Source organism: Nocardia sp. NPDC004860, assembly GCF_040609015.1.
Lineage (GTDB): Bacteria > Actinomycetota > Actinomycetes > Mycobacteriales > Mycobacteriaceae > Nocardia.
On the sequence record NZ_JBEXJI010000004.1, the window covers coordinates 106,835 to 130,671 of the forward strand.

At 68.7% G+C, this 23,837-nt stretch carries 23 protein-coding genes; 14 read left to right on the forward strand and 9 right to left on the reverse strand.

What is annotated here, in order from left to right; translation table 11 throughout:
• Positions 1-5 precede the first annotated feature (5 nt).
• On the reverse strand, positions 6-617 hold the full coding sequence (locus tag ABZV44_RS10800; protein ID WP_354834430.1) for a TetR family transcriptional regulator: 612 nt from the start codon (positions 615-617) through the stop codon (positions 6-8).
• Positions 618-838: 221 nt separating this feature from the next.
• On the opposite strand from ABZV44_RS10800, the gene ABZV44_RS10805 reads away from it, so the two are divergent.
• Genes ABZV44_RS10805 through ABZV44_RS10815 form a run of 3 tightly spaced genes read left to right on the forward strand, consistent with a single transcriptional unit; the run spans position 839 to position 3,556 of the window.
• The gene (locus ABZV44_RS10805; protein ID WP_354834432.1) at positions 839-2,029 is read left to right on the forward strand and encodes an FAD-binding oxidoreductase; all 1,191 of its coding nucleotides are present in this window, start codon (positions 839-841) and stop codon (positions 2,027-2,029) included.
• A 30-nt stretch (positions 2,030-2,059) separates the two neighbouring features.
• On the forward strand, positions 2,060-3,208 hold the full coding sequence (locus ABZV44_RS10810; RefSeq protein WP_354834435.1) for an acyl-CoA desaturase: 1,149 nt from the start codon (positions 2,060-2,062) through the stop codon (positions 3,206-3,208).
• Entirely contained in the window at positions 3,209-3,556 is a 348-nt protein-coding gene (locus ABZV44_RS10815) for a hypothetical protein (RefSeq protein ID WP_354834438.1), read from the forward strand.
• 9 nt (positions 3,557-3,565) lie between these two features.
• On the opposite strand, the gene ABZV44_RS10820 is transcribed toward ABZV44_RS10815, so the two are convergent.
• A complete protein-coding gene (locus ABZV44_RS10820; protein ID WP_354834441.1) occupies positions 3,566-4,192 on the reverse strand; it encodes a DUF4254 domain-containing protein in 627 nt (208 codons plus the stop codon).
• A gap of 462 nt (positions 4,193-4,654) precedes the next feature.
• Here ABZV44_RS10820 and ABZV44_RS10825 point away from each other — a divergent pair, with 462 nt between their 5' ends.
• Positions 4,655-4,975: a hypothetical protein gene (locus ABZV44_RS10825; protein ID WP_354834445.1), complete on the forward strand. Its 321-nt coding sequence runs from the start codon at positions 4,655-4,657 to the stop codon at positions 4,973-4,975.
• Positions 4,976-5,314: 339 nt separating this feature from the next.
• Here the strand turns inward: ABZV44_RS10825 and ABZV44_RS10830 are convergent, their stop codons facing one another.
• From ABZV44_RS10830 to ABZV44_RS10845, 4 genes are read right to left on the reverse strand one after another with little or no spacing between them, the layout of a single operon-like run.
• A complete protein-coding gene (locus tag ABZV44_RS10830) occupies positions 5,315-5,875 on the reverse strand; it encodes an ATP/GTP-binding protein (RefSeq protein ID WP_354835302.1) in 561 nt (186 codons plus the stop codon).
• Positions 5,876-5,891: 16 nt separating this feature from the next.
• Positions 5,892-6,329: a DUF742 domain-containing protein gene (locus ABZV44_RS10835; RefSeq protein ID WP_354834447.1), complete on the reverse strand. Its 438-nt coding sequence runs from the start codon at positions 6,327-6,329 to the stop codon at positions 5,892-5,894.
• On the reverse strand, positions 6,326-6,754 hold the full coding sequence (locus ABZV44_RS10840; RefSeq protein WP_354834451.1) for a roadblock/LC7 domain-containing protein: 429 nt from the start codon (positions 6,752-6,754) through the stop codon (positions 6,326-6,328). Before ABZV44_RS10840 ends, ABZV44_RS10835 begins: the two co-directional genes overlap by 4 nt.
• 11 nt (positions 6,755-6,765) lie before the next feature.
• Positions 6,766-9,288, reverse strand: coding sequence for a nitrate- and nitrite sensing domain-containing protein (locus ABZV44_RS10845; protein ID WP_354834453.1), 2,523 nt, complete (start codon positions 9,286-9,288; stop codon positions 6,766-6,768).
• A gap of 312 nt (positions 9,289-9,600) precedes the next feature.
• Between ABZV44_RS10845 and ABZV44_RS10850 the strand changes: the two genes are divergently transcribed.
• Positions 9,601-10,242: a DUF4389 domain-containing protein gene (locus tag ABZV44_RS10850; RefSeq protein WP_354834456.1), complete on the forward strand. Its 642-nt coding sequence runs from the start codon at positions 9,601-9,603 to the stop codon at positions 10,240-10,242.
• On the opposite strand, the gene ABZV44_RS10855 is transcribed toward ABZV44_RS10850, so the two are convergent.
• Genes ABZV44_RS10855 through ABZV44_RS10865 form a run of 3 tightly spaced genes read right to left on the reverse strand, consistent with a single transcriptional unit; the run spans position 10,206 to position 12,803 of the window.
• Complete coding sequence (locus ABZV44_RS10855) at positions 10,206-11,195, reverse strand: ATP-binding cassette domain-containing protein (RefSeq protein WP_354834459.1); 990 nt, start codon at positions 11,193-11,195, stop codon at positions 10,206-10,208. The two genes, ABZV44_RS10850 and ABZV44_RS10855, sit on opposite strands and share 37 nt — an antisense overlap.
• Positions 11,192-12,007, reverse strand: a complete 816-nt coding sequence (locus tag ABZV44_RS10860) for an ABC-2 family transporter protein (protein WP_354834462.1) — start codon at positions 12,005-12,007, stop codon at positions 11,192-11,194. The genes ABZV44_RS10855 and ABZV44_RS10860 overlap by 4 nt, the downstream gene beginning before the upstream one ends.
• A complete protein-coding gene (locus ABZV44_RS10865; RefSeq protein WP_354834465.1) occupies positions 12,000-12,803 on the reverse strand; it encodes an ABC-2 family transporter protein in 804 nt (267 codons plus the stop codon). The genes ABZV44_RS10860 and ABZV44_RS10865 overlap by 8 nt, the downstream gene beginning before the upstream one ends.
• Before the next feature lie 209 nt (positions 12,804-13,012).
• Here ABZV44_RS10865 and ectB point away from each other — a divergent pair, with 209 nt between their 5' ends.
• The 9 genes from ectB (at position 13,013) to ABZV44_RS10910 (ending at position 23,809) form a co-directional block, all read left to right on the forward strand.
• Positions 13,013-14,275: a diaminobutyrate--2-oxoglutarate transaminase gene (gene ectB, locus ABZV44_RS10870; RefSeq protein WP_354834468.1), complete on the forward strand. Its 1,263-nt coding sequence runs from the start codon at positions 13,013-13,015 to the stop codon at positions 14,273-14,275.
• A 178-nt stretch (positions 14,276-14,453) separates the two neighbouring features.
• The gene (locus ABZV44_RS10875) at positions 14,454-14,804 is read left to right on the forward strand and encodes a hypothetical protein (protein ID WP_354834471.1); all 351 of its coding nucleotides are present in this window, start codon (positions 14,454-14,456) and stop codon (positions 14,802-14,804) included.
• A gap of 91 nt (positions 14,805-14,895) precedes the next feature.
• Positions 14,896-15,708: an ABC transporter permease gene (locus tag ABZV44_RS10880; protein WP_354834473.1), complete on the forward strand. Its 813-nt coding sequence runs from the start codon at positions 14,896-14,898 to the stop codon at positions 15,706-15,708.
• Positions 15,681-16,484: an ABC transporter ATP-binding protein gene (locus ABZV44_RS10885; protein WP_354834476.1), complete on the forward strand. Its 804-nt coding sequence runs from the start codon at positions 15,681-15,683 to the stop codon at positions 16,482-16,484. Before ABZV44_RS10880 ends, ABZV44_RS10885 begins: the two co-directional genes overlap by 28 nt.
• Positions 16,481-17,476, forward strand: coding sequence for an ABC transporter substrate-binding protein (locus ABZV44_RS10890; protein WP_354834479.1), 996 nt, complete (start codon positions 16,481-16,483; stop codon positions 17,474-17,476). The genes ABZV44_RS10885 and ABZV44_RS10890 overlap by 4 nt, the downstream gene beginning before the upstream one ends.
• 10 nt (positions 17,477-17,486) lie before the next feature.
• Positions 17,487-18,632, forward strand: a complete 1,146-nt coding sequence (locus ABZV44_RS10895; protein WP_354834482.1) for an LLM class flavin-dependent oxidoreductase — start codon at positions 17,487-17,489, stop codon at positions 18,630-18,632.
• Positions 18,633-18,782: 150 nt separating this feature from the next.
• Entirely contained in the window at positions 18,783-19,064 is a 282-nt protein-coding gene (locus tag ABZV44_RS10900) for a hypothetical protein (RefSeq protein WP_354834485.1), read from the forward strand.
• A gap of 67 nt (positions 19,065-19,131) precedes the next feature.
• The gene (locus ABZV44_RS10905) at positions 19,132-22,053 is read left to right on the forward strand and encodes an AAA family ATPase (RefSeq protein WP_354834488.1); all 2,922 of its coding nucleotides are present in this window, start codon (positions 19,132-19,134) and stop codon (positions 22,051-22,053) included.
• Between the two features lie 73 nt (positions 22,054-22,126).
• Entirely contained in the window at positions 22,127-23,809 is a 1,683-nt protein-coding gene (locus ABZV44_RS10910; RefSeq protein ID WP_354834491.1) for a bifunctional metallophosphatase/5'-nucleotidase, read from the forward strand.
• The last annotated feature ends 28 nt before the right edge of the window (positions 23,810-23,837 follow it).

Genomic DNA, 23,837 nt, shown 5'->3' on the forward strand with positions numbered 1-23,837 from the left:
CATCCCTATGCGGGCCGCCACGCGCCCATGCCGAGCGCGATGAGCCGGACCTGCAGCACCGCGCGCTCCACTGTCCGCACGCTCTCCCGGGATTCGGCCATCAGGTAGTCGGCGATCCGGTCGGCGACCGTGGACACGATGAGATCCGCGGCCAGCTCCAGATCATCGGGCGACCATGCGTCCAGCGCCCGCACCCGGGACAGGTCGACCACCAATTCCCGTTCGATGAGCTGCATTTCGACCGCGATGGCTCCGCGCAGCGCGGCCGAGCCGCCGTGGCGTTCGCGAATCAGGAAGCCCCACAGGTCGCGCTTCCCGTCGACCTGATCGAAGACGAAGCGCACGGTCTGCGCCAGCGTCGCGTGCGGGGTGCGCCGCATTTCCCGTAGTGCCAGGCGCAATTGGCGCACACCCTCCTCGACCAGGGTGGTGCCGAGTTCGTCGAGCGAGGTGAAGTGCCGGTAGAAGGCGGTGGGCACGATGCCGGCCGAGCGTGCGATCTCACGCAGGGACAGCGCCGCGAAGCCGCGGTCCGCGGCCAGGGCGAGGGTGCCGTCGAGTAGCGCCGCGCGGGTGCGCTCCTTGCGCTCGACTCGGGTAGCTGCCTGCTCGCTCATCTCGATCACCATACATGCGTTCACATTCGTTCCATTCGCAAGATGTCGTGTGGGTCACACGAACTGCCGGTTGAACTGGAGTGGCTTCACCCGGCACACTATCTCAGTGTACAGATGTGCACCGAAATGACTCGGGGTTCGGTATGACATCGAGGTCACACCGGAGGCGCATCGACTGCGAAGAGGCGTCGCTCAGCCCGGCGACGCGACAGGAGGCTCACATGGTCGGACTACTCGACCTGGTGCAGAAGACAATGACCACCCCGCACCCGCTGGATCGCTACCTCGAGCTGGTGCGCCCGACCCTGACCCGGCGCTCGATGCGCGCGGAGATCACCCACGTGCGGCGCAGCGCGGTCGGCTCGGTCACTCTCACCCTCAAGCCCGCCCGGCAGTGGTCCGGGCACGTGGCGGGACAATACGTGCAGATCGGCGTCGTGATCGACGGCGTCCGCCACACCCGCTGCTATTCACCGGTCAATGCCGAGGGGCGCCGCGACCGGCACATCGAACTCACCGTCAAGGCCCACCCGCACGGCCTGGTCTCGAACCACCTGCACGAGAACGCGATTCCCGGCATGGTGGTGGACCTGGAGCCCGCCGCCGGCGTGTTCCACCTGCCCGAGCCGCGGCCCGAGCAGATCGTGCTGATCAGCGGCGGCAGCGGCATCACGCCGGTGCTCTCCATGCTGCGCACCCTCGCCAACGAGGGCTACCGCGGCCGCATCCTGTTCCTGCATTACAACCGTTCTCCGGAATGGGTGCCGCATCGCCAGGAACTCGAGGCGATCGCCATGCAGCACGGCAATGTCCGCATCGAATTCCGCTACCCGGAGACCGTTCGCGGCCGTCTCGATTCTGGACCGAGTGGAGCGGGGGAGCGAAGCGGAGGAGCGGAGGGAGGGAAGAATCGAGACTTCGGGGGCGTGAACCCGCCCGGAGCGAAGCGGAGGGCAAATCAGGCAGAGCGCGACGCCCACTTCGGCTACGACGAGCTGGAGTCCCTCGCGCCCTGGTTCCCGTCCGCGCAGACCTACCTGTGCGGACCGCCCGGCCTGATGGCCGCGGTGCGCACCGTCTACGAGGCCGAACAGCTCGGCGATCGGCTGCACAGCGAGGAGTTCACCCTCACCACCGCGGTCGTGGACCCGGCCGACGCCGAGGGCAAGGTGACCTTCTCCGGCAGCGGCGTGGTCGCCGAGAACACCGGTGCGAGCCTGCTCGAGCAGGCCGAATCCGCGGGCCTGAGCCCGGAGTACGGCTGCCGCATGGGCATCTGCTTCTCCTGCACGGCCGTCAAGCGCAGCGGCTGCACCCGCAACCTGCGCACCGGGGAGCTCGACAGCGACCCGGACCAGCCCATCCAGATCTGCATCAACGCCCCCGTCGGGGACGTCGACCTCGCTCTCTGACTCATTTCTGCCATCTGAACAGGAGGGATCATGGCGATCCTCACCGAAACCACCGAGGGCCCGCTGGTGCTCAGCGTCGATCAGGTCGAGGAGATCGGCCGCGAGCTCGACGCGCTGCGCGCTCGTATCACCGCGGACCTGGGCGACCGGGACCGCGAGTACATCTACCAGGTGATCAAGGTCCAGCGCGGCCTGGAGATCGCCGGCCGCGGCCTGCTCTACCTGGGCTTCCTGCCGCCGTTCTGGCTGGCCGGCGTGGCCGCGCTGAGCGCGTCGAAGATTCTCGACAATATGGAGATCGGCCACAACGTCATGCACGGCCAGTGGGACTGGATGCGTGAGCCGACCCTGAATTCCCGTGTCTTCGAATGGGATACGGTCTGCCCGGGCGACCAGTGGCGGCACTCGCACAACTACATGCACCACACCTACACCAACATCCTCGACATGGACCGCGACATCGGTTACGGCATCCTGCGCGTGGACGAGGCGCAGAGCTGGAACGTGCTGCGGCTGGGCAACCCGCTCTACGCCTTCGCGCTGATGGTCGCGTTCGAGTGGGGCGTGATGGGCCACGACCTCGAGGTCGAGAACATCGTCCGGGGCAAGAAGCCCTGGCAGGAGGTCAAGACGCTGGTCAAGGGCCAGTGGCGCAAGGCCGGCCGGCAGGTGCTCAAGGACTACGTGGTCTTCCCGGCGCTGACCGGACCGCTGTTCCTGTCCACGCTGGCGGCCAACTTCACCGCCAATATCGTGCGCAACCTGTGGACGTTCTCGATCATCTTCTGCGGCCATTTCCCGACCGGCGTACAGACGTTCACCCAGGAGGAGTGCGCCGAGGAGACCCAGGGCGAGTGGTACGTGCGCCAGATGCTGGGCTCGGCCAATATCAAGGGCGGCAAGCTCTTCCACATCATGTCCGGCAACCTGTCGCACCAGATCGAGCACCACCTGTTCCCGGATCTGCCGGCCAACCGGTACCCGGAAATCGCCCCCGAGGTGAAGGCGCTGTGCGAAAAGCACGGCCTGCCCTACAACACCGGACGCTTCTCCCGGCAGATCGGTTCGGTGTGGTCGAAGCTGTTCAAGCTGGCGCTGCCGCCGTTCCTGGTCAAGAATTCAGCACAGGCCGGTGTTATCGTGATGCGCCGGGGGCAGGCGAGCGAAGTGGGCGTGTAAATGATTTCTAAATTCGAGAGCAACAAGGATCTGATCCAGGAATTGACGTCGTCGGGAGCACGACACGTCGGCAATATCGCCTCGATCATCACCGGCACCGTCGCCGAGGTGACCCGCGAGATCGGTGACTGGATCACCGATGCCATCGAGATGCGTGAGGCCGCCGCCGCTGCCGCGCAGGACGCGGCCGCCCAGCGTGCCGCGAACCTGACCGACGACCTCGACGACGAGGTCGACGAAGCCCCGGAACCCGCACCCGCGCAGGACAATTCGGCGACGAAGCCGGTCCATGGCGAGCGCGTGACCGATTCCGACGTCATCGACGCAGAGGTCATCGACCCGCGTTAGTCGGGCTCCTCACCAGCTCGGCAGTCGCCGGCGATGCTGGGCGACCTCCGTGATCAGATCCCGATAGCCGTCGGCGAGCTCGGCGAGCCGGTACCACTGCAGGTGGGCCTCCGTGTCCACCCCGCGGCGGGGCCGGTCCTCGCTGATGCGGTGCGCCACCGCGCGGTGTGTCTCCTTCTCCACCCCGTGGTGGGGCCGCGCTCGCCCGTCGCCTGCTTTCGAAGCCCGCGCTGGCTCGGACTCGGCATTGCCCAGAGCCCGTTGTGCGGCAACCCATTTCGCGGCCATCCGGTCGATGACCGCGCCGAGGGTCTCGGTGTGCAACGAGGCCCCGGCGCGGTGCGGAATGTTCACCGCCACCCAGTCGTCGATGCGGGCCACCAGTTCGGCCCGGCGCTCGTCGATCCGGTCGACGCGGTGGGTGCTGTCGGCGACATCGTCGGGGGTGGCGTCGGCGGCATGCGCCGTGTCCAGGGCGCGATATCGATGCTCATGCCATCGCACCAGTTCGTGGGCTGATTCGAGGACGTCGCGATCGCGACGATCGGAGCTGACCGGTTCCCGGAAGGCGCGCAACAGCGTTGATGGCGATGGGAGCTCGGCCCCGAAACCCGCTCCGGTGTAGTCGATTGCCATGATTCCCACCCTCGGCGTCGCATGCGTGGATGCGCCAGGGCCGAGGGGGTTTCGGGGAGGGGCTCCCCTCGGCTCCGGCGCAGCCCCGCACCCGGAACGCAACAGCCCACCACCAGCGACACGGTGAAGTAACCGGGAAATCCGCGACGATGCGATGAGAAGACTGTCCGATAATGCGGGACATATTCAGGAAAGCGCGATAGTCGGAGAGGCGCAACCATCCGGCGCGTGATCGGCGAAGCTGCCTGAAAATCGTTATACAGCATTACAAGACGGTCACATGGCCGCGGCGGTTGAAGGCTGATCGACACCTCTGCGGGCGGTGTGTGAGACAGGTTCGAGGGCTGGGCTCGACCGGGGCGAGGCCTCCCGCCGGCGGGTACGGTTACCAAGGCTTATGAATAGCTATCTGTGCGGCGTGCCGAGGGCGCGACGCGCCGTAGTCCGTTAGCCTCGATATTCGTGCCCGCCTATGCGTCGTCGCCGGAACTGCGATTCGGTTTCATGTTCGCGCTGGAAGACCCCGAGCGAATTGCCGAAGTCGTCCGTAATCTGATTGTTCGCCGGACGGTGTCGGTGTTCCGTCTCGCGCATCTCTCCAGCGACAACGGACCGCCCGATCGGTTTGTCGTGAACTGGGGCGCGCTGCCGCAGGTCTCCGTCACGATCGCCGCGCCGGACCCCGACGAATTGCGTTCCAGCGGAACGATGCTGGTCAACGCGTTTCTGGGGGAGGACGGCGAGGTGAGCCTGTATTCGGCGGGCGCGGCGCCGCCGCAGTAGAGAACTGGACGGTCCTCTCCCTGTGACGGGTCGCACAACCCGTCTCAGCGATCTCTCAGCTACCGACAAGGTTCGCCTCAGTGTCCCTCGGCAGTGTGGGTCCGGTCGCCGATCGGAGATCCCGGACGGCGGCGTCACTAGAGAGAGGTTGAAACATGATCCCGGTTATCATCCAGACTGGTTCCGCTGCGCTGAACGGCGTGCTGAACACCGGTAGTGCGGCCCTGGGTGGTCTGCTCAACACCCTGTGGACGGGATCCTTCGGCCGTTAATTCGCAATAGAGCGAAGGGTTTTCGGGCAATCGCCCCGGGTGCGTTCGCATCCGGGGCGATTTTTTGTCAGACGGCCAGGGCGGGAGCCCGGCGGGCCTGGAGGATCTGCTCGAGCAGGGCCACCAGGACGAGTTTCACCGATTCCCGGTCGCGGGCATCGCAATCCATGAGGTGGATGGTGGGCGAGAGGTCCAGCGCCTCGCGGACCTCGTCGAGCGCGAAGCGCGGTCCGGCCTCGAATCGGTTGACCGCCACCACGAACGGGGTGCCGCGCTGCTCGAAGAAGTCCAGCACGGGGTAGCAGTCCTCGACGCGGCCGGTGTCGACCAGGATGACGCCGCCGAGCGCGCCGTCGAGCAGGTCGTCCCAGAGGAATTCGAACCGCTCCTGGCCGGGGGTGCCGAACAGATAGAGCACCAGGCTGGGGTCGAGGGTGATGCGGCCGAAGTCGAGGGCCACGGTGGTGGTGGTCTTGCCGGTGGCCAGGCCCGGATCGTCCAGTCCCACCGACACTTCGGTCATGGCGGCTTCGGTGGCGAGTGGCTCGATCTCCGAGATCGCGCCGATGAATGTGGTCTTGCCGACGCCGAATCCACCGCTGGTCACGATTTTCACCGAAGAGGCCAGCGGTACGTCGGCGGGGTCAGAGGTTCCGAACAAGGTCCCGGATCCTTTCCAGAGCAGCGGTGGAGAGTTCATCGGTCCGGCCGACCGAGACGTGTCCTTCGGATACCAGATCGCTCACCAGCACTCGCGCCACCCCGATCGGAACCCGCAGGGCCGCACCGATTTCGGCGATGGAGTGCGGGCGCTGGCACAGTCGCACCACCCGTTCCAGCTCGAACCGCAGCGGCGCGGACAGTGCCGCGGGGGTGGCGCGCACCAGGGTTTCGATGCGCAGGCCGTCGACTACCGGCGTGGTGCGCCCCGAGGTCATCATGAACGGTCGCACCACCTGTTCCTCATCGTCGGCCAATCTCGTATCTCGCGTGGGTTCTTCGGACGCGGCGGCACCGGACCAGCCGCGCGGGCGGCCGGGCGCGATCATGCGCGCGTCCGGCAGCCGATGCGAATCATTCATCGGCTCAAGGACTCCCGCAATTCGGTGATCAGGGCCGGGGTCAGCAGCGCGCCGGCGCGGTCGGCCAGCACGGCCATCTGATAGCCGACCAGGCCCACATCGGCGCCGTTGTCGGCGATCACGCCGATGCAGCTGCCATTGCTCATGGCCGAGACCAGCAGGAATCCGCGCCCCATCTCGATCATGATCAGCCGCAGTCCATCGAAATCGTAACTGCGCGAAGCGCTTCGGCCCAGGCTCGTGAGCCCGGAGACGATGGCGGCGAGCCGGTCGCCCGCGGTCCGGTCCAGGCCCTGGGACATGGCCATGAGTAGCCCGTCGGAGGACACCGCCACGGCGTCGCGCACCCCGTCGGTGGTACGCACGAAGTCGGCCAGCAGCCAGTTGAAAGTGTGCGGATCGGTGTCGGTGTAGTGGGTCGTCACCCGGTGTCCTCCTATGCTGTCGATCCGGGCCGCGGCGGTTCGCCGGTCTGCCCGCGCTGATGGCCGGACCGGAATCCGGCGAGCATGCTGCGTATCTCGTCGGGGGAGCGGTCCGCGACCGGCGGGGCGGCCGGCCGTGCGGCCGCCGGTTGGGCGCCGCCCGGTGTGACGCCCGGATTCTCGCGAGTCTTCCGGTTCCGCTTGACGAGACCGTTTCGCGTACGTTGCACCTCCGGGACAGCTCCCGAAACCTCGGTCGCCGCTCCCGGTGAGCTCGCCGGAACCGGGCCCGCCGAGGGCCCCGCCGCCGGTGGCTGAATGGCGAACGAACCCGTGGCCGGCCCGCCGAAGAGACGCTCGGCGGCGGTGGCGTGCGGTGGGGCCGCCGGGGTGTGCGGCGGAGCGGTCACGGTAGGGATGGGCAGCGGAACGAGTTTGATGGAGTTCGGGCTCGCGGGTGCGCCATTGGTGATGTCGTCGTGCACGGGTGTCGTACGCTGCGGGCGTTCCGTGTCGCCGGAGCCGGGGGTGTGTCCCGAGCTGTGGCGGCCCGGTTTCGGGTCCGGCATGGTGTCGGCGACCGTCGGAAGCTGCGCGCCCGCAGCGTGTTTCGAATCCTCGGGCGGGGCGGGAAGTTCCGCGCCGGGATCGCCGAGCAGGTCGCCCGGCAACTGCAGCCGGGCCACCACGCCACTGGTGGGGGACACGGTGAGCTCGACCTCGATGCCCAGGCGCCGGGCCAGCCGGCCGACCACGTAGTGGCCCAGGAAGCGGGTGGGCGCGACGAGGAAGTCGGCTTCGCCGCGCAGGCGGGCATTGGCGGTACTGAGCTGTTCGGGCGGCATGCCGACGCCGTGGTCGACGATGGCGAGCATGTAGCGCGAGCCGAGCCGGCGGCCGTAGATCTCCACCTCCAGATCGGGCGGGGAGAAGGACAACCCGTTCTCGATGAGTTCGGCCAGCATGTGCGCGACCTCGCTGACATGCGCGCCCGCGATGGAGATCTCGTCCACCCGGCGCAGCACCACCCGCCGGTAGTCGTCGACCTCGGACAGGCCGGCGCGGATGACGTCGGTCAGCGGAATGGGTTTCGACCAGCGGCGCGGGCTGGACTCGCCGACCAGCACCAGCAGGCTCTCGGCATTGCGCCGCATGCGGGTGGCCAGGTGGTCGAGCTCGAAGAGGTTGGCCAGCGTGCTGGGGTCGAGCTCCTCCCGCTCGAACTCGCTGATCAGCCCGAGCTGGCGGCGCACCAGGTTCTGATTGCGCCGCGCCAGGTTGGCCATGGATTCGGTGCTGTTGCGGCGCAGCCGCGCCTGCGCGGACGCGAGTTCGTAGGCGGTGGTCTGCACCCGGTCCAAAGCCCGTGCCACGGACACGATCTCGGCGCCGGCGCTCTCGTCGGCGCGCACCGGTTCGGGCGGGTCCGGGTCCGCGCCCTCGGAGGTCTGCCAGGCTTCGATGAGCTGCGGCAGTCGTTTACCGGCCACCCGGTCGGCCTCCTCGGCCAGCTCGGCCAGCGGCCGCACGATCGCCCGCACGGTGGCGACCACCAGCGCCACCTCGGCGGCGATGGCCAGCAGGGCGGCCAGCACGTAGAGGGACAGGCGCAGGGCGGCGTCGCGGCGCAGTTCGCTTGCCCGGGAGGTGATCTCGCCGCCGATATTGCGCTGGACGGTGCGTTCGCCGTCGATGATCGAACTCATCTGGCGCCACCAGTCGGCGGGGTTGACCGATTCGGTGATCGGACCGCGGTCGGAGGCGAGGGCGATGGTCTCCGCGTCGCCCGCCCGCGCCGACTCGTCGGTTCGCATCGCGGTGTAGAGCTGCGAACGTTGCGCGGGTGTGGCATCGCGTTCGAAGGCAGTCACCGCGGCCTGTTTGGCCGCTCGGATATCGAGGAACCTCACGTACTCGCCCGGTGCGAACGCGCCCGCGGCGAAGACACCGTTGAGGAAGCCGCGTTCCTGACCGGTGAACTCCTTGACGTCGCCGAGCGCGTAGAGGCTCTGCAGCCCCCGCCACAGCCGGCTGTCGAGAGCGTGATCGAGGCCGGGCCGCGCCTGGTTCAGCGTGCCGATCGCATTGGTATAGAAGGTGAACGAGGCCGACCGGTCGGCGCGACCGGCGTCCACATCGGCGCGCGTGGCGGTCACTCCGGAGAACTGCTGGAGCGCGGTGCGCACCAGATCGGCGCCCGGCGGCTGCTGGTTCAGCGTGGAGTTGAGCTCCTGCAATGCGCTGTCGGTGGCCAGGCGCTGATTGCCGAGCGCCGTGCGGGACGCGGTGTCGCCGCCGAGCAGTCCATTGGTGAGCCCGCGCTCGCGCTGCACCTCGTGGACCAGGTCCTGGACCGCCAGCGCGAGATGGACCGACTGGGCCGTGTTCCCGGTGTCGCGGTAGTCGTTCACCTCGCGGGTGATGACGATCGTCAGCAGCGCCAGCACCAGCGCCACCGACACGATCAGAATGCGCCGCAGGCGAGCCCGGATAGTGCGTGGCCGGATCAATTCCATTGGCGGCGTGAGCTTCACGTTACCCGATGGCAACAGTTTCGCCGGACGCACTCTCACTCGGTCTCCCGTAAATCAGCTTCGTGCCGACCCGGGCCGGGCACATGGAGAATAGTCAGCAACGTCGCACACCCGACTCCCGGCCGCAATTCGAAACAAGTCGATGTGGTGTGCGGAACTCGCTGTCGCGCGCGCTATTACAAATCTGGTCACAATGTGTGAGAAGCAGATGTGATCTTCGCGTCGCCGGGGAAACATTGGGGTGAACAACGGCTCACCGCTGTTCCGGCGGCGGTCGGAAGGAGGCCGCCGCGCTCGAGAGGAGTGACGGACATGCAGCCCAGTCCCGCTTATCCGGTGCGTGTGCGGGGAGACCTCGACCCGGGGTTGTCCCGCTGGCTGTGGATAGTCAAGTGGATACTCGCCATTCCACACTATGTAGTGCTGATCTTCCTGAGCATCGCGTATCTCGTGGTGAGCATCATCGCTTTCTTCGCGATCCTCATCACCGGCTCGTATCCGAGAGGGCTCTTCGATTTCAATGTCGGCGTGCTGCGTTGGAGCTGGCGAGTGCGTTTCTACGCGCTCTCGCAACTGGGAACCGACCGCTACCCGCCGTTCAGCCTGCAACCCGATCCGGACTACCCGGCTGATCTGGAAGTCGACTATCCCGAGCAACTGAATCGCTGGATGGTCTTGATCAAGTGGTGGCTGCTGGCGATTCCGCAGTATCTGATCGTCGCCGCGTTCATGGGCGGCGGCCGCAATCAGCTGTCGCTGCTGCCGATCCTGTTGATCGTCGCCGTCATCGGCCTGCTGTTCACCGGCGCGTATCCGCGGGGTCTGTACGACTTCGCCATGGGCGTCAACCGCTGGACGTTGCGGGTGCGCGCCTACGCGTCCCTGATGACCGACGCCTACCCACCGTTCCGGCTCGATCAGGGCGCGAGGGAGCCCGACGCCGCGGCCTCGTAGAGGCGCCGCACCACGTCCTCGATATCGGGTTCCTCGATGGACAGGTCGCGGACCTCGGCGCGTGCCGAAACGGCCGTGAGCAGCTGTGCGGCAGTGGTGATCTCGGTGTCGAAGGCCAGCCGCTGCCGCATGCCCGCGCCCTGGCTGTCGAGCAGTTTGGCGCCGGGCAGGTCGGCCAGGTCGGGGGTGGGCTCGGCGAGATCGACGGTGAGCACCCGTTGCGCACCGACGGTCGCGCCGAGGCCGGTCAGCGAGCCGTCGTAGACCAGCCGGCCGTGGTCCACCACCAGCACCCGCTCGCAGAGCCGCTCGATATCGCCCATGTCGTGGGTGGTGAGCAGCAGGGTGGTGCCGCGCTGGGTGCGCTCGCAGCGCAGGAATTCGCGTAGTCGCTGCTTGGACAGTACATCCAGGCCGATGGTCGGTTCGTCGAGAATGACCAGTTCGGGCGAATGCAGCAGGGCCGCCGCGACTTCCGCGCGCATGCGCTGGCCCAGCGACAGCTGCCGGACGGGGGTGTCGAGGGTGCCGCCCATCTCCAGCTGCTCGACGAGCTCGGCGGTGCGGGTGCGCGCCGCCGCCGGGGTGAGCCGGTGGATGGCGGCCAGGATCGAGAACGATTCGCGCAGTGGCAGATCCCACCACAGCTGCGAGCGCTGCCCGAACACCACGCCGATTCGCCCGGCCAGCTCGCGGCGCTGCCGCACCGGGTCCAGACCGCAGGTGCGCAGCTGCCCGGCCGAGGGCACCAGGATGCCGGTGATCATCTTGATGGTGGTGGACTTGCCCGCCCCGTTCGCACCGATGTAGCCGACCGCCGCGCCCGGCTCGACCCGGAAGCTCATATCGTCCACCGCGATGAGCACCTCGCGCCGGCGCCGCCAGCGGCCCTCCTTCTTGCTCAGCACGAAAGTCCTTGTCAGCCCCTCGATATCGATGATGGCACCGTTCACCCGCCGCCTCCTTGATAGTGCCTGGTCCCGAGTCGCCACAGGAACAGCGCGGCCGCCCACACCCACGCCGCCGCCACCGGCGCCGCCCAGGCCAGCCAGCTCGGCAGCAGGGCGGGCCCGGGCAGCCCGAGCAGCGCGATGGCGGGCAGATACGAGGTGAAGGCGACCGGAACCAGAAATCCGAACACGAGTTTCGTCGGTGCCGGGAACACCGAGGTGGGTTGCATGGACGCGTACGACCCGCCGTAGGTGAAGGCATTGGTCAGCTCGGCGCCGTCGATGAGGAAGAACTGCGCCCCGGCCGCGCACACGAAGAGCCCGGCGAAGATGGCGATTCCGGACAGCACCGTGACGGTGAACAGCACCAGGTGTGCCGCGGTCCACTGGATGTCGTTGCGTGCCAGGCCGAATGACAGCACGGTGGCGGCCACCGCGATGCGCGCCACCCGGCGCAGCTGGATATCGCTGGTCATGAGCTGCAGCAGCAGGGGTTGTGGCCGCAGGTAGAAGGCGTCCAGCTTGCCCATCCGGATGTAGGTGGGGAGCGTGTCGGCGCGCCCGACGACCATGTCGGCGATGGCGAAACAGGTGTTGCTCATGCCGAACAGCAGCAGCATGGCGTTCAGGTCCAGCCCGCCCAGCCGGGGCACGTTGTGGAAGATCACCCACATTTCGGCGAACTCCACCAACCCGATCAGGAAGGCGCTCACCACATCCGCGGCGAAGGACAGCGGATAGGCGCGTTGCGCGCGCACCCGTGAGCCCAGCACCGCGCGGTAGGGCGTCAGCCGGGAGGGACGTGCCTCACCCACCCTGCACCTCCAGTTTGCGGCGCCCCGCCCGCAGTAGCAGCTGCCCGGCGCCCACCAGAACGACTAACCAGAAGCATTGCACGACAATGATTTCCACCGCATCCCTGCCCGCTGTGCGACCGGACAGCACATCGATGGGCCACTGCAGCATGGACGGGAAGGGTGTGGCGTAGGCAATGTCGCGCAACCAGTCGGGAAACAGGTGCACCGGCGCGAACAGCCCGGCCAGGAAGGTGCCCAGGATCATGTGCAGGGCGCGCAGCCCGCGGGTCTCGATGAGCCAGAACCCGGCCAGGCTGACCGCGAACATGGACAGGAACGACAGCGTCATCGCCAGCAGCAGGCTGAGGGCGCCCAGCGCGTACGGTCCCGGCGTGCCCGGGAACGCGAGCCCGAAGGTCAGCACGCCGACGAGAATGCTGGGTATGCCGCGCGGTAACAGAGAGAACGCCGCCCGCCCCAGATATTCGGCCAGGTGCGCGAATTGGATGTCGATCGGCCGCAGGAAGTCGATGGCGACGTCCCCGGTGCGGATGCGCTCCACGATGTCGGGCAGCGTCCAGAAGGCGATGGCGCCCAGCAGTCCCTGCGACAGCCAGATGTAGGCGCCGATGGTCCCGCGGTCGTAGCCGCCGAATCCGCTGTTCACGCGCACGGCCGTCATGAGCACGGCCGCCCGCACGAAGCCGAACACGAGATTGGTGAGCAGGCCCGCCAGCATGGCGAGCCGGTAGTGCGATTGCCTGCGAAACCCTGCCTTGACCAGCTGCCAGTAGACCCCCACGTCGCTGCGCACAAGAGGTTGACACTACGGGTGCGGTCGTTGTCCTGCAATGGAGTTGCGTGCCCCCCTCGCGTGGGACCGAGTTATGCTCGATGCCGGTTTGTTGCGGTGTGCGTCACGCGCGGAGCATTCACGTCCGATTCGCCGGAAAGCGGGTGCACGACTCGGTTCCTGTGATAGAAACATCAGCGTTTCACTTAGTTGCGACGCTAGGACCGACGATGACCATGGCCGACACGAACGTTTTCGAGGCGCTCGAATCCAATGTGCGTGGTTACTGCCGTTCCTGGCCGACGGTGTTCGACACCGCCAGCGGCGCCTGGCTCACCGACGAGAACGGCAAGGAGTACCTCGACTTCTTCGCCGGCGCGGGCGCGCTCAACTACGGCCACAACAACCCGCTGCTCAAGCAGGCGCTGATCGACTACCTGCTCGGCGACGGCATCACCCACGCCCTGGACATGTCCACCGTCGCCAAACGCCGGCTGCTCGAGGCCATGCGCGACCTGGTGCTGGTCCCGCGCGGGCTGGACTACAAGGTCCAGTTCCCCGGCCCGACCGGAGCCAATGCCGTCGAGGCCGCACTCAAGCTGGCGCGCAAGGTCACCGGCCGCACCACGGTCCTGAACTTCACCAACGCCTTCCACGGCATGACGCTGGGCGCGCTGTCGGTCACCGGCAATGCCGCCAAGCGCGCCGGCGCGGGCGTCCCGCTGGTGCACGCCGCCCCGATGCCCTACGACGGTTATCTGGATGAGCCCGAGGACTTCTCGTGGATGCGCCGCGCCCTCGACGACAGCTCGTCGGGCCTGGACAAGCCCGCCGCGGTCATCGTCGAGACCGTGCAGGGCGAGGGCGGGATCAATGTGGCCCGCGCCGAATGGCTGCGGCAGCTGTCCGAATTGTGCTCGGCCCGTGGCATTCTGCTCATCGTCGACGACGTGCAGATGGGCTGCGGGCGCACCGGCCCGTTCTTCTCCTTCGAGGTCGCGGGCATCACCCCCGATATCGTCGCGCTCTCGAAGTCGATCGGCGGCTACGGCCTGCCCATGGCGCTGGTGCTCATGCGCCGGGACCTGGACCAGTGGTCGCCCGGTGAGCACAACGGCACCTTCCGCGGCAACAACGCAGCCTTCGTCACCGCCGAGGTCGCGCTGCGTCACTACTGGTCCGACGACCGCCTGCAGCTCGCCACCCTGGCCAAGGGCGCGCGCGTGCACGAGCACCTGGCCGCGCTGGCCGAATCCTTCACCGGCATCTCCACCCGCGGCCGCGGCCTGGTGCACGGCCTGGTCTTCGAGGACGCCTCGCAGGCCGAGAAGGTCTGCCAGGTCGCCTTCGAGCACGGCCTGCTGGTCGAAACCTCCGGCGCCAATGACGAAGTCGTGAAGCTGCTCCCACCCCTGACCGTCAGCGATGACGAGATCACCCACGGCCTGGGCATTCTCACCCGCGCCGTGGAGATCGTCCGCGACGGCCACTAGACGTCGGCCACCGCCCACACCGGTGCCGACCCGGTGCCGGGTTCCCAGCTGCGGAGGGAACCCGGCACCACCTATCTCTCTGTCGTGACATGCTGCTGGAACCAGGCGAGCAGGGCCGCGTCGTTCTTGGGTGAGTTGCCGGGATATCGGCTGTCGATCCGGTGACCATCACGAACAGGTGCAGGTCCTCGTACACCGCGACCAGGACGTCGCGGGGCGGGTCCTCGGTCTTGTCGGTGTAGCAGACGAACCGGCCGATGGGGGTGCTCTGTTTTCGCCAGACATCATCGGCGCCACCGCCGCCGCAGGCATGGCCGGGAAACTGACCCAGGTCGGCCTGATACACGGTCTCGGCGGTACCGCTGTTCGGGAATCCGACGCAGGAGACACCCGGGTCGTCGATCTTGGTATCGCAGTCGAGGATTGCGGTGGCCGGGCCGACGGGCGGGTTGCCGTGCCGGCACTCGGTGTGGATGTATGGGGCGTTGAGCGGGGGCAAGCCCAGAATCACGCGGATTACAACCGGTGACCGGGCGCGGCCGGACCGGCAGGGTCGGGGTGTGGCGGACGAATGCCCGCGGCCGCCACCGTCCCCGTCCCCGTTCGCCCGAGGTGCTGTCGTGTCCGCAATTGCCGTGCAGGCCAGGCCCATTATCGGCCGGCCACGCCTGCCGAGCGTCTCCGTGCTGGCCCGCTTGGTCGCGCCGGTGCTGCTGGTGGTGGTCTGGCAGCTCGCCAGCTCGACCGGTGTGCTGCCCGAGCGGCTGCTCGCCTCCCCGGTAACCGTCGTGCGGACGGCCGTCGACCTGATCGAGGACGGCACGCTCACCAAGGCCGTGTCGGTGTCGCTGCAGCGCGCCGCGCTGGGCTTCGTCATCGGCGCGGTGGCCGGTATCGGGCTGGCCCTGGCGGCCGGGTTGAGCCGGGCCGGGGAGTACCTGGTCGACCCGCTGATGCAGATGCTGCGGACGCTGCCGTTCTACGGCCTGATCCCGCTGTTCATCCTGTGGTTCGGGATCGGGGAGCTGCCCAAGATCGTGCTGGTCGCCTTCGGGGTGGCGATTCCCCTGTACCTCAACACCTTCGCTGGTATCCGCGGCGTGGACGGCAAGCTGGCCGAGCTGGCCCGGGTGCAGCGACTGAGCCGGGCGGGCCTGATCCGGCACATCGTGCTGCCGGGCGCGCTGCCGCAGACACTGGTCGGGCTGCGTCAGTCGCTGGGCGTGGCCTGGCTGGCGCTCATTGTCGCCGAGCAGGTCAATGCCGACGCGGGTCTGGGCTTCATGATCAACGACGCCCGCGAGTTCCTGCGTACCGACGTGATCGTGGTCGGCCTGCTCGTCTACAGCGTGCTCGGGCTGCTCACCGACGCGCTCGTTCGTTCCATCGAGAGGAGAGCGCTGTCATGGCGACGCGGCTTCCTGGCACCCTGACCGATTCGGTGATCGCGGCGACGCTGGCCGAACTGGAGGAGACTGCGGCGGGCCCGGCCGCGGCCGATTCCCCGGTGGTGCGAATTCGGGGTCTGGTCAAGGACTTCGGCGCACGCCGGGTCCTGCACGGACTGGATCTCGACATCCGACCCGGTGAGTTCGTGGCCCTGCTCGGGCGCAGCGGCTCCGGCAAATCCACCCTGCTGCGGGCGCTGGCGGGCCTGGACGACGAGACCGGCGGTGAGCTCACCGTGTCCGGCGAGGTCGCGGTCGCCTTCCAGGAACCGCGTCTGGTGCCGTGGAAACGCGTGCGCGACAACGTGACTCTCGGCCTTCGCCACGAAAATCCCAGGGCCGCCGCCACAGCCGCGCTGGCCGAGGTGGGCCTGGCGGCGCGCGGCGCGGCCTGGCCGCTGACCCTCTCCGGCGGTGAGGCGCAGCGCGCCTCACTGGCCCGCGCCCTGGTCCGGGAACCGGATCTGCTGCTGCTCGACGAACCCTTCAGCGCCCTGGATGCCCTGACCCGCATCACGATTCACGGCCTGGTGCTGGACCTGTGGGCGCGGCATCGGCCCGGCGTGCTGCTGGTCACCCACGACGTGGACGAGGCGGTGCTGCTGGCCGATCGTGCCCTGGTGCTCGACGGCGGTCGCATCGCCCGCGAGATCCCCATCGACCTGCCGCGCCCGCGCCGGCGCGACCATCCCGAATTCCTGGCCCTGCGTACGGCATTGCTCGCCGAGCTGGGTGTCACCCCGGAAGGAACCACCGAATGAGATCCAAGCGCCTGTTCGCCGCCGTGGCGGTCGCCACGGCCCTCGTCAGCGCGGCGTGCTCGTCCGGCAATGACGACACCAAGGGCGTGAACGCGGACGGATCGGTGGACCTGTCACAGGTGACCCTGCACATCGGCGATCAGAAAGGTCTTGCGCTGCAAGCCCTGCTGGAGGTCTCCGGTGCGGGCAAGGGGCTCCCGTACAAGGTCGAATGGTCCACCTTCACCGCCGGACCGCCCCTGCTCGAGGCCATCAACGCCGGATCCATCGACTTCGGCGGCGTCGGCGACGCCCCGCCGGTGTTCGCGGCGGCGGCCAAATCCCAGATCAAGATCATCGGGTCCTACGACTCCGGGGCGGCCGGGAACGGTCTGGTGGTGCCCAAGGACTCGTCGATCAAGGATCCGAAGGACCTGCGCGGCAAGAAGATCGCGGTCACCAAGGGCAGCTCCGCGCACTACCACCTGCTGTCGGTACTGACCAAGGCCGGGCTCACCTTCTCCGATATCGAGCCGCAGTACCTGCAACCCGCCGACGCGCTCGCCGCGCTGTCCACCGGGCGGGTGGACGCCTGGACGGTCTGGGACCCGTATGTGGCCCAGGCCGAACTGAGCGGCAATCGGGTGCTGGTGGACGGCACCGGCTACGTGAAGCCGGACAGCTTCTTCGTCACGGGTTCGAAGACGTTGCAGAACAAGGCGAACGCGGCCGCGGTCCGGGACCTGCTGGTGCGCATCCAGCGTGCGCACGGGTGGATCACCGGCCACCGCGAGGACTGGGCCAAACAGTCGGCCGCCATCACCGGGGTGCCCTACGACGTCACGCTCCTGGCCGTGAACCGCGCCAACTACCAGGATCACCCGCTCGATGACGCGACGATCGCCGCGGAACAGCAAGTGGCCGACGGTTTCTCCGACGCCAAGCTGATTCCGGGCAAGGTCCGGATCGCCGATTTCATCGACACCCGCTACAACGACCGATTCACCTCCTAGGAGTCCGCGCATGAGCTTGTCGTTCCACTGGTTCCTGCCCACCTCCGGCGACTCCCGCGGCCTGGTGGCCGGCGGGCACGGCACCCCGATGTCGGGTGACCGCCCGGCCTCGCTGCACTACCTGAACCAGATCGCCGCGGCCGCCGAGACCAACGGCTTCGAGGCCGTGCTCACCCCCACCGGCTCCTGGTGCGAGGACGCCTGGCTCACCACCGCCATGCTGGTCGAGACCACCGAGACGCTGAAATTCCTGGTGGCCCTGCGCCCGGGCCTGATGAGCCCCACCCTGGCCGCGCAGATGGCGGGCACCTTCCAGCGGCATTCCGCGGGACGGCTCTTCCTCAATGTGGTGACCGGCGGCGAACCGCTCGAGCAGGCGGCCTACGGCGACTTCGCCGACAAGGAGGCCCGGTACGCCAGGACGGGAGAGTTCCTGGATGTGGTGCGGTCGCTGTGGAACTCGCACGAGCCGGTCACGTTCCGCGGCGAGCACATTCACGTCGAGAACGCGCTGTTGAGCAATCGGCCCGATCCGGTGCCGCCGGTGTTCTTCGGCGGCTCCTCGGCCCCGGCGGGACCCGTCGCGGCCCGGTACGCCGACACCTATCTCACCTGGGGTGAACCGGTGCTGGCGGTCAGTCGCAAGCTCGACTGGATCCGCGGGCTGGCCGTGGACCACGGCCGCAAGCTGGACTACGGCCTGCGCATCCACGTCATCACCCGCGACACCTCCGAGGAGGCGTGGGCGGTGGCCGACAAGCTACTGGCCGGGATCGACCCGGCCGATATCGAGCGCGTCCAGAACGCCCTGGCCAAGAGCGAATCCGAGGGGCAGCGCCGGATGTCGGAGCTGCACAACGGCAGTACCGACCGGCTCGAGATCGCCCCGAACCTGTGGGCGGGCGTGGGCCTGGTGCGCGGTGGCGCGGGCACCGCGCTGGTCGGCTCGCACGCGGAGGTGGCCGAACGCCTCGTCGAATACTCGAAGGCCGGCATCTCCCACTTCGTGCTCTCCGGCTACCCGCACCTGGAGGAGGCCTACTGGTTCGGCGAGGGAGTGCTGCCGATCCTGGAGCGAAAGGGACTGTGGCAGCACCCGATCCGCCGCCCCTCCCTTCCCGTCTCGACCCCGTTCGCCAGCGCGTCCAGCAGTTAGACCCGAAGTAGCCGGGCCCGGTCGCCGCACCCCGAGGGCGCGGCGGCCGGTGAGTACATGCCGTGAGTAATTCGGCGGAAGCGGCAGCGGGACAGGTCTTCCTACGCTTCGGGCAGCACCCACCGCGGGTGACTCCGAGAGGAGGAGACCATGTCCTATATCCATATCAGCCACACGCCCGGCGTCGGCTTGCGGCGGTACCGGGAGGTGCACGAGGCGCTCGGGCCCGAGCCCCTGGCGGGCAACCTGCTGCACATCGTCGGCGAACTGGACGGCACCCTGCACATCGTGGATGTCTGGGAATCCGCCGCCGCGGCCGACAGATTCGCCGCCGAACGGCTCTTTCCGGCCTTCGAGCGCACCGGCATCGCACCCGGCCCGGACGCCACCTTCGAGGCCTTCGAGGGCGAGATCACCGACCGGCGCGGGTAGCGGTCGGTGATTCGCATTCCGGGCGGAGGGGCCTGGCGTGCGAGTAACGTGCGGTCCGGAGGTATCCGTGTCGACCGAGTTCATCGGGCGCGAGCGCGAGCTCGCCGACCTGCGCAGGCGATGGGAGCAAGCGGCGCACGGCACGCCGCGGCTGATCATCTGCCGCGGTGAGGCGGGCATCGGCAAGACCCGCCTGGCCAGTGAACTCACGACCTGGGTCCGAACGCGGGGTGGCCGGACGCTCTGGGCACGGGCGCTCGAAGCCCGGGATGCGCCGCCGTTCGGGCTGTGGCGGCAGGCCTTCGACGCATCCGAGCCCGATATCGAGGATCCCGCGACCGGCCGGACGCGGCTCTTCGACGGATTCGCCGACCGGCTCACCGGGGACGAGCCCGTTCTGCTGGTGCTCGACGACATCCACTGGGCCGATGAGCCCTCGCTGCTGGCGCTGCGGCACATCGTGCGCGGCTGGCGCGAGCAGCGAATCCTGGTGTGCGCCAACGCCCGTGACACCTCCGCCGACGCCGAGGCGGGCTGGCGGGCCGTGGCGCCGGAACTGCTGCGGGAGCCGGTGACCGACGTCCTGGACCTGACCGGGCTGTCCCACGGCAGCTCCGCCGCCTGCCTGAGCGCGGCGGCCGAACGTGCCGTGCCCGAACGCATTACCGCCGCGGCCTACCGGATGAGCGGTGGAAACCCCTTCTATCTGCGGGAACTCGGGCGGGGCCTGCGCGGCGCCGCCGGCGACGAGCTGCGCCTGCCCGCCACACTGCGGGAAGTGGTGCGCGGCCGCCTCGCCACCGTGCCACCCCGCGCCCAGGAACTGTTGCGGGCGGCCGCCATCCTCGATGACGCTTTCCCCGTCGCGATCGCCGCGCGGCTGATCGGCCGCCCGGTGCTGGAATGCCTCCCCGCGCTGGACGCCGCCGTCGCCTCCGGGCTGCTCGTCCTCGAATCACCGGGCGGGACAGTGCGATTCACGCACGCCCTGGTGCGCGCGGCGCTGCACGACGGACTGTCCCTGCAACAGCGGGTGCTGCTGCATGCGCGCGCCGCCCGCGCCATCGAGGAGCTGTATCCCGATGCCCTCGATCAGCACGCCGCCGCCCTGGCCCGTCACTACGCCGAATCCGCGCTGGCCGGTGACCGCGCGCCCGCCCTGCGGTGGGCCCGCCGCGCGGGCGACAATGCCCTGCGCGACCTGGCCTTCGAGGAAGCCGCCCGGCTGTACACCGTTGCCCTCGACCACACGACCGGCGGCCCGCCCGCCGACCGCGGCCGCCTCCTGCTGACCCGCGCCACCGCCCACTTCCGTGCCGGGAACCTCGAACCCGCCCGCGCCGACTGCCTGGCCGCAGGTGAACTGGCCCGCCGCACCGGCGACGCGAACCTCCTCGCCGAGCGCGCCCTCATCCTGGAGCCGGTAGGAAATCATCTGTGGGACAGAGATATTCACGAGTGGTGCATTGAAGCGCTGACGGCGGAAGCGTCGCTTGGAGACGGTGACCAGGCGGACGGGACCACGGTCGAGCAGGGCGGCAGCGATCCGGCACTGGCCGATGGTGCGGGGAGTCTGTTCGGCGCTGTGGATTTCGACGCGCGATCCGCAGTGAACTGCGCTTCCGGAGGGTTGCCCGAATCGCTGCGGGCACGGCTGCTCGCCCGCGCGACCGAGGCTGCGTCGTATCTGGGCCGATGGGACGAGATCGGCGAGACCAGCTCGCGGGCACTGGCATTCGCCGATCGATGCGGCGATGCCGAGGCGCTGGTGGCGGCGTTGCGGGCGCGGCAGCTGGCCTGCACCGGGCCGGAGGATCTGGCCGAACGGGTGCGGCTGGCGGCGCGGATGATCGACATCGGCGTGCGGTCGCGGCGGCCCGGCACCGAGCTGTGGGGCCGGCTCTGGGCCATCGACAATCAGTGGGAGAGCGGCGATCTGACCGCGGTCGAGACGGAGCTGTCGCGGCTGCGGTGGTGTGCGCGGCACACCGGGGGACCCATGGCCACCTGGCACGTGCTGCTCACCGAGGCCGCGCTGGCTCAGGCCAGGGGCCGGTTCGACGATGCGCTGCGGGTGGCGGGGCAGGCGCGGGAACTGGCCGAATCCCTGGGCCATCCGGCCGGATTCGGCGCCTACCGATCGCTGCTCGGCACCATCGGCCACCACCGCGGCTATCCGGACGAGGCGTTCGACATTCCGCCCGCCGCCCAGCGCGGCGAGGTCCGCAACCAGCTGTTCGCCGTGCTGGGTCCCGCGTTTCCCCTGGCGGAGAGCGGACGCCTCGACGACGCGGCGGGGCTGTACCGCGGCCTCGGACCGCCACCGGAGTGGGACATTCCGCCGTTCTTCCGGCTGATCGTCATGACCGTCGGCGGATCCATCGCGCTGGCGCTGGGATACACCACCCATATCGCGTGGTTCGCCGACCAGCTGCGGCCCTACCGCGATCGGCATGTCGTCAGCGGTGCGGGCAATGCGCACTACTTCGGCCCGGTGCCGCTCTGGCTCGGCAAATTCGCCGCCGCACTGGGTGATTCGGCAGCCGCGGAACGCGAGCTGCGGACCGCGCTGGAGATCTGCCGGGACACCGGCGCCCAGGGTTTCGTGGTCGAGGCGAGCACTGATCTGGCCGCGGTGCTGCTGGCGCGCGGGGCGACCGAGGAGGCGCTGGCACTGGCGAAAGCCGAGCTGCCGCAGGCCGAGACGATCGGCATGCCGCCGTGGACGGACCGACTGCGGAGCATTGCCGCCGAGGCGTCCGCGCGGGCGGTGCTGTCCCCACGTGAGCGGGAGGTGGCCCAGCTGGTCGCCGCGGGGCTGAGCAATCGCGAGATCGCCACCGCCCTGGTGCTGTCCGAGCGCACCGCGCAGAACCATGTGCAGCACATCCTCACCAAACTCGGCCTCACCAATCGCGCGCAGATCGTGGCCTGGGTGACTCACGCCGCCCGCGGACCGGGCGCACAGGCTGGACCGTGGCATCGATGAACAGGGCTCGGAGACGCCGGAATTCACCCTGTCGTAGTGCGACCGTCGACCACGTCTGACACAGTCGACAGGTATGAACGGTCGGCGGCGTGTTCTGGGACTGTGCGCGGCGGTACTGAGTCTGGCCCTGGTGGCGGGCTGCGGCGGTGCGGACAACCCGGCCCCCGCCACCTCGACCGCGGTGCCGTTGGTGTCGACCGGCGACCTGCCCAAGGCACAACCGGGTGAAGTACACCTGTTCGGGATCAACGACCTGCACGGGAATCTGCAACCGCCGGACGGCGCCAACGGCAAAGTGGGGACGTACATCGCCGGGGGAGCGACGTACCTGGCCGCGCATCTGGCGCGGCTGAAGGCGGCCTATCCGGACAGCGCCATCCTGTCGGCCGGGGACAACATCGGGGCCAGCCCGCTCGTCTCCTCGCTGTTCCACGACGAGCCGACCATCGACTTCCTGAACTCGGTGGGAGTCGCGGCCTCGGCGGTCGGCAATCACGAATTCGACCACGGCGTCGCCGAATTGCGCCGACTCCAGCAGGGCGGATGCGCCGCCGACGGCTGCACGCCGGGCCAGCCGTTCACCGGGGCGAAGTTCCCGTACCTCGCCGCCAATGTCACCGACGGCAACGGCCAGCTGCCGCCCGGGCTGAAGGCGTGGACCATGCTCGAACTGGGCGGCCACAAGATCGGCGTCATCGGCGTCGTCACCACCGACACCGAGCACATCGTCACGCCCGAGGGCATTCGCGGCTACCGCTTCGGCGACGAGGCCGACGCCATCGGCAAATACGTGCCCGAGATGAAATCCGCGGGTGCGGAAACCGTGGTGGCGCTGCTGCACGACGGCGGCGCCCAGCAAACCCACGGCGGCCCGGTCGATTACAACGGCTGCGCCGGCATCTCACCCGACGTCCAAGCACTGGCCCACCGCACCGATGCCGCGGTGTCGGTGCTGCTCACCGCGCACAGCCATCAGGCCTACAACTGCACACTGGACGGCAAGGTGGTCACCCAGGCCGCCTCCTTCGGCCGCCTCGTCACCGACGTCACTCTGCGCTTCCACGACGGCAAGGTCGAGGCGAAGGCCGTCAACCGGGTCGTCACCCGTGATGTCACGCCCGCGCCCGCCGCCGTCCAGCTGGTGGATTACTTTGCCGGACAAGCGAAACCGCTGGCCGATCGAGTGATCGGCCAGGCCACCGCGCCGGTGCCCGCCGAGCCCGCTCCGGCCGGGGATTCCCCGCTCGGCGACATCATCGCCGACGCGATGCTCGACGCCATGACCACCGTGCAGGCCGTGGCGGCCTTCATGAATCCGGGCGGGGTGCGTGCGGGGCTGACCGGCGGCAACATCACCTACGAGCAGGCATACACCGTGCAGCCCTTCGGCAATCAGGTGGTGGCGGTGGCGCTGACCGGACAGCAGATCCTGAATCTGCTGGAGCAGCAATGGGACAATGTCAGCAAGCCCGGCGTGCTGTCGGTCGCGGGCATCACCTACACCTACTCCGACAGCGCGCCCAAGGGGCACAAGGTGGTCGACGGCAGCGTCCGGGTGGCCGGGCAGCCGCTGAATCCCGTGGCGGTCTACCGGGTTTCGACCAACAACTTCCTGGCCGCCGGGGGCGACGGCTTCACCGTGTTCCAGCAGAGCCGCGAAACCCTGGTCGGCCCCATCGATCTCGACGCCCTGGAGACCTACCTGCGCGGCCGCGGGGCGGTCACCCCGCCCGCGAGTCGCATCGAGAAGCACTAGCGCCGGAACTCCTCGACCGGGAGCCGTG

What these genes read in the sequence shown, in the direction of transcription:
- ABZV44_RS10800 (WP_354834430.1), bottom strand. Translation starts at nt 617, where the DNA reads ATGAGCGAGCAGGCAGCTACCCGAGTCGAGCGCAAGGAGCGCACCCGC.
- ABZV44_RS10805 (WP_354834432.1), top strand. Translation starts at nt 839, where the DNA reads ATGGTCGGACTACTCGACCTGGTGCAGAAGACAATGACCACCCCGCAC.
- ABZV44_RS10810 (WP_354834435.1), top strand. Translation starts at nt 2,060, where the DNA reads ATGGCGATCCTCACCGAAACCACCGAGGGCCCGCTGGTGCTCAGCGTC.
- ABZV44_RS10815 (WP_354834438.1), top strand. Translation starts at nt 3,209, where the DNA reads ATGATTTCTAAATTCGAGAGCAACAAGGATCTGATCCAGGAATTGACG.
- ABZV44_RS10820 (WP_354834441.1), bottom strand. Translation starts at nt 4,192, where the DNA reads ATGGCAATCGACTACACCGGAGCGGGTTTCGGGGCCGAGCTCCCATCG.
- ABZV44_RS10835 (WP_354834447.1), bottom strand. Translation starts at nt 6,329, where the DNA reads ATGAATGATTCGCATCGGCTGCCGGACGCGCGCATGATCGCGCCCGGC.
- ABZV44_RS10850 (WP_354834456.1), top strand. Translation starts at nt 9,601, where the DNA reads ATGCAGCCCAGTCCCGCTTATCCGGTGCGTGTGCGGGGAGACCTCGAC.
- ectB (WP_354834468.1), top strand. Translation starts at nt 13,013, where the DNA reads ATGACCATGGCCGACACGAACGTTTTCGAGGCGCTCGAATCCAATGTG.
- ABZV44_RS10885 (WP_354834476.1), top strand. Translation starts at nt 15,681, where the DNA reads ATGGCGACGCGGCTTCCTGGCACCCTGACCGATTCGGTGATCGCGGCG.
- ABZV44_RS10890 (WP_354834479.1), top strand. Translation starts at nt 16,481, where the DNA reads ATGAGATCCAAGCGCCTGTTCGCCGCCGTGGCGGTCGCCACGGCCCTC.
- ABZV44_RS10895 (WP_354834482.1), top strand. Translation starts at nt 17,487, where the DNA reads ATGAGCTTGTCGTTCCACTGGTTCCTGCCCACCTCCGGCGACTCCCGC.
- ABZV44_RS10900 (WP_354834485.1), top strand. Translation starts at nt 18,783, where the DNA reads ATGTCCTATATCCATATCAGCCACACGCCCGGCGTCGGCTTGCGGCGG.
- ABZV44_RS10910 (WP_354834491.1), top strand. Translation starts at nt 22,127, where the DNA reads ATGAACGGTCGGCGGCGTGTTCTGGGACTGTGCGCGGCGGTACTGAGT.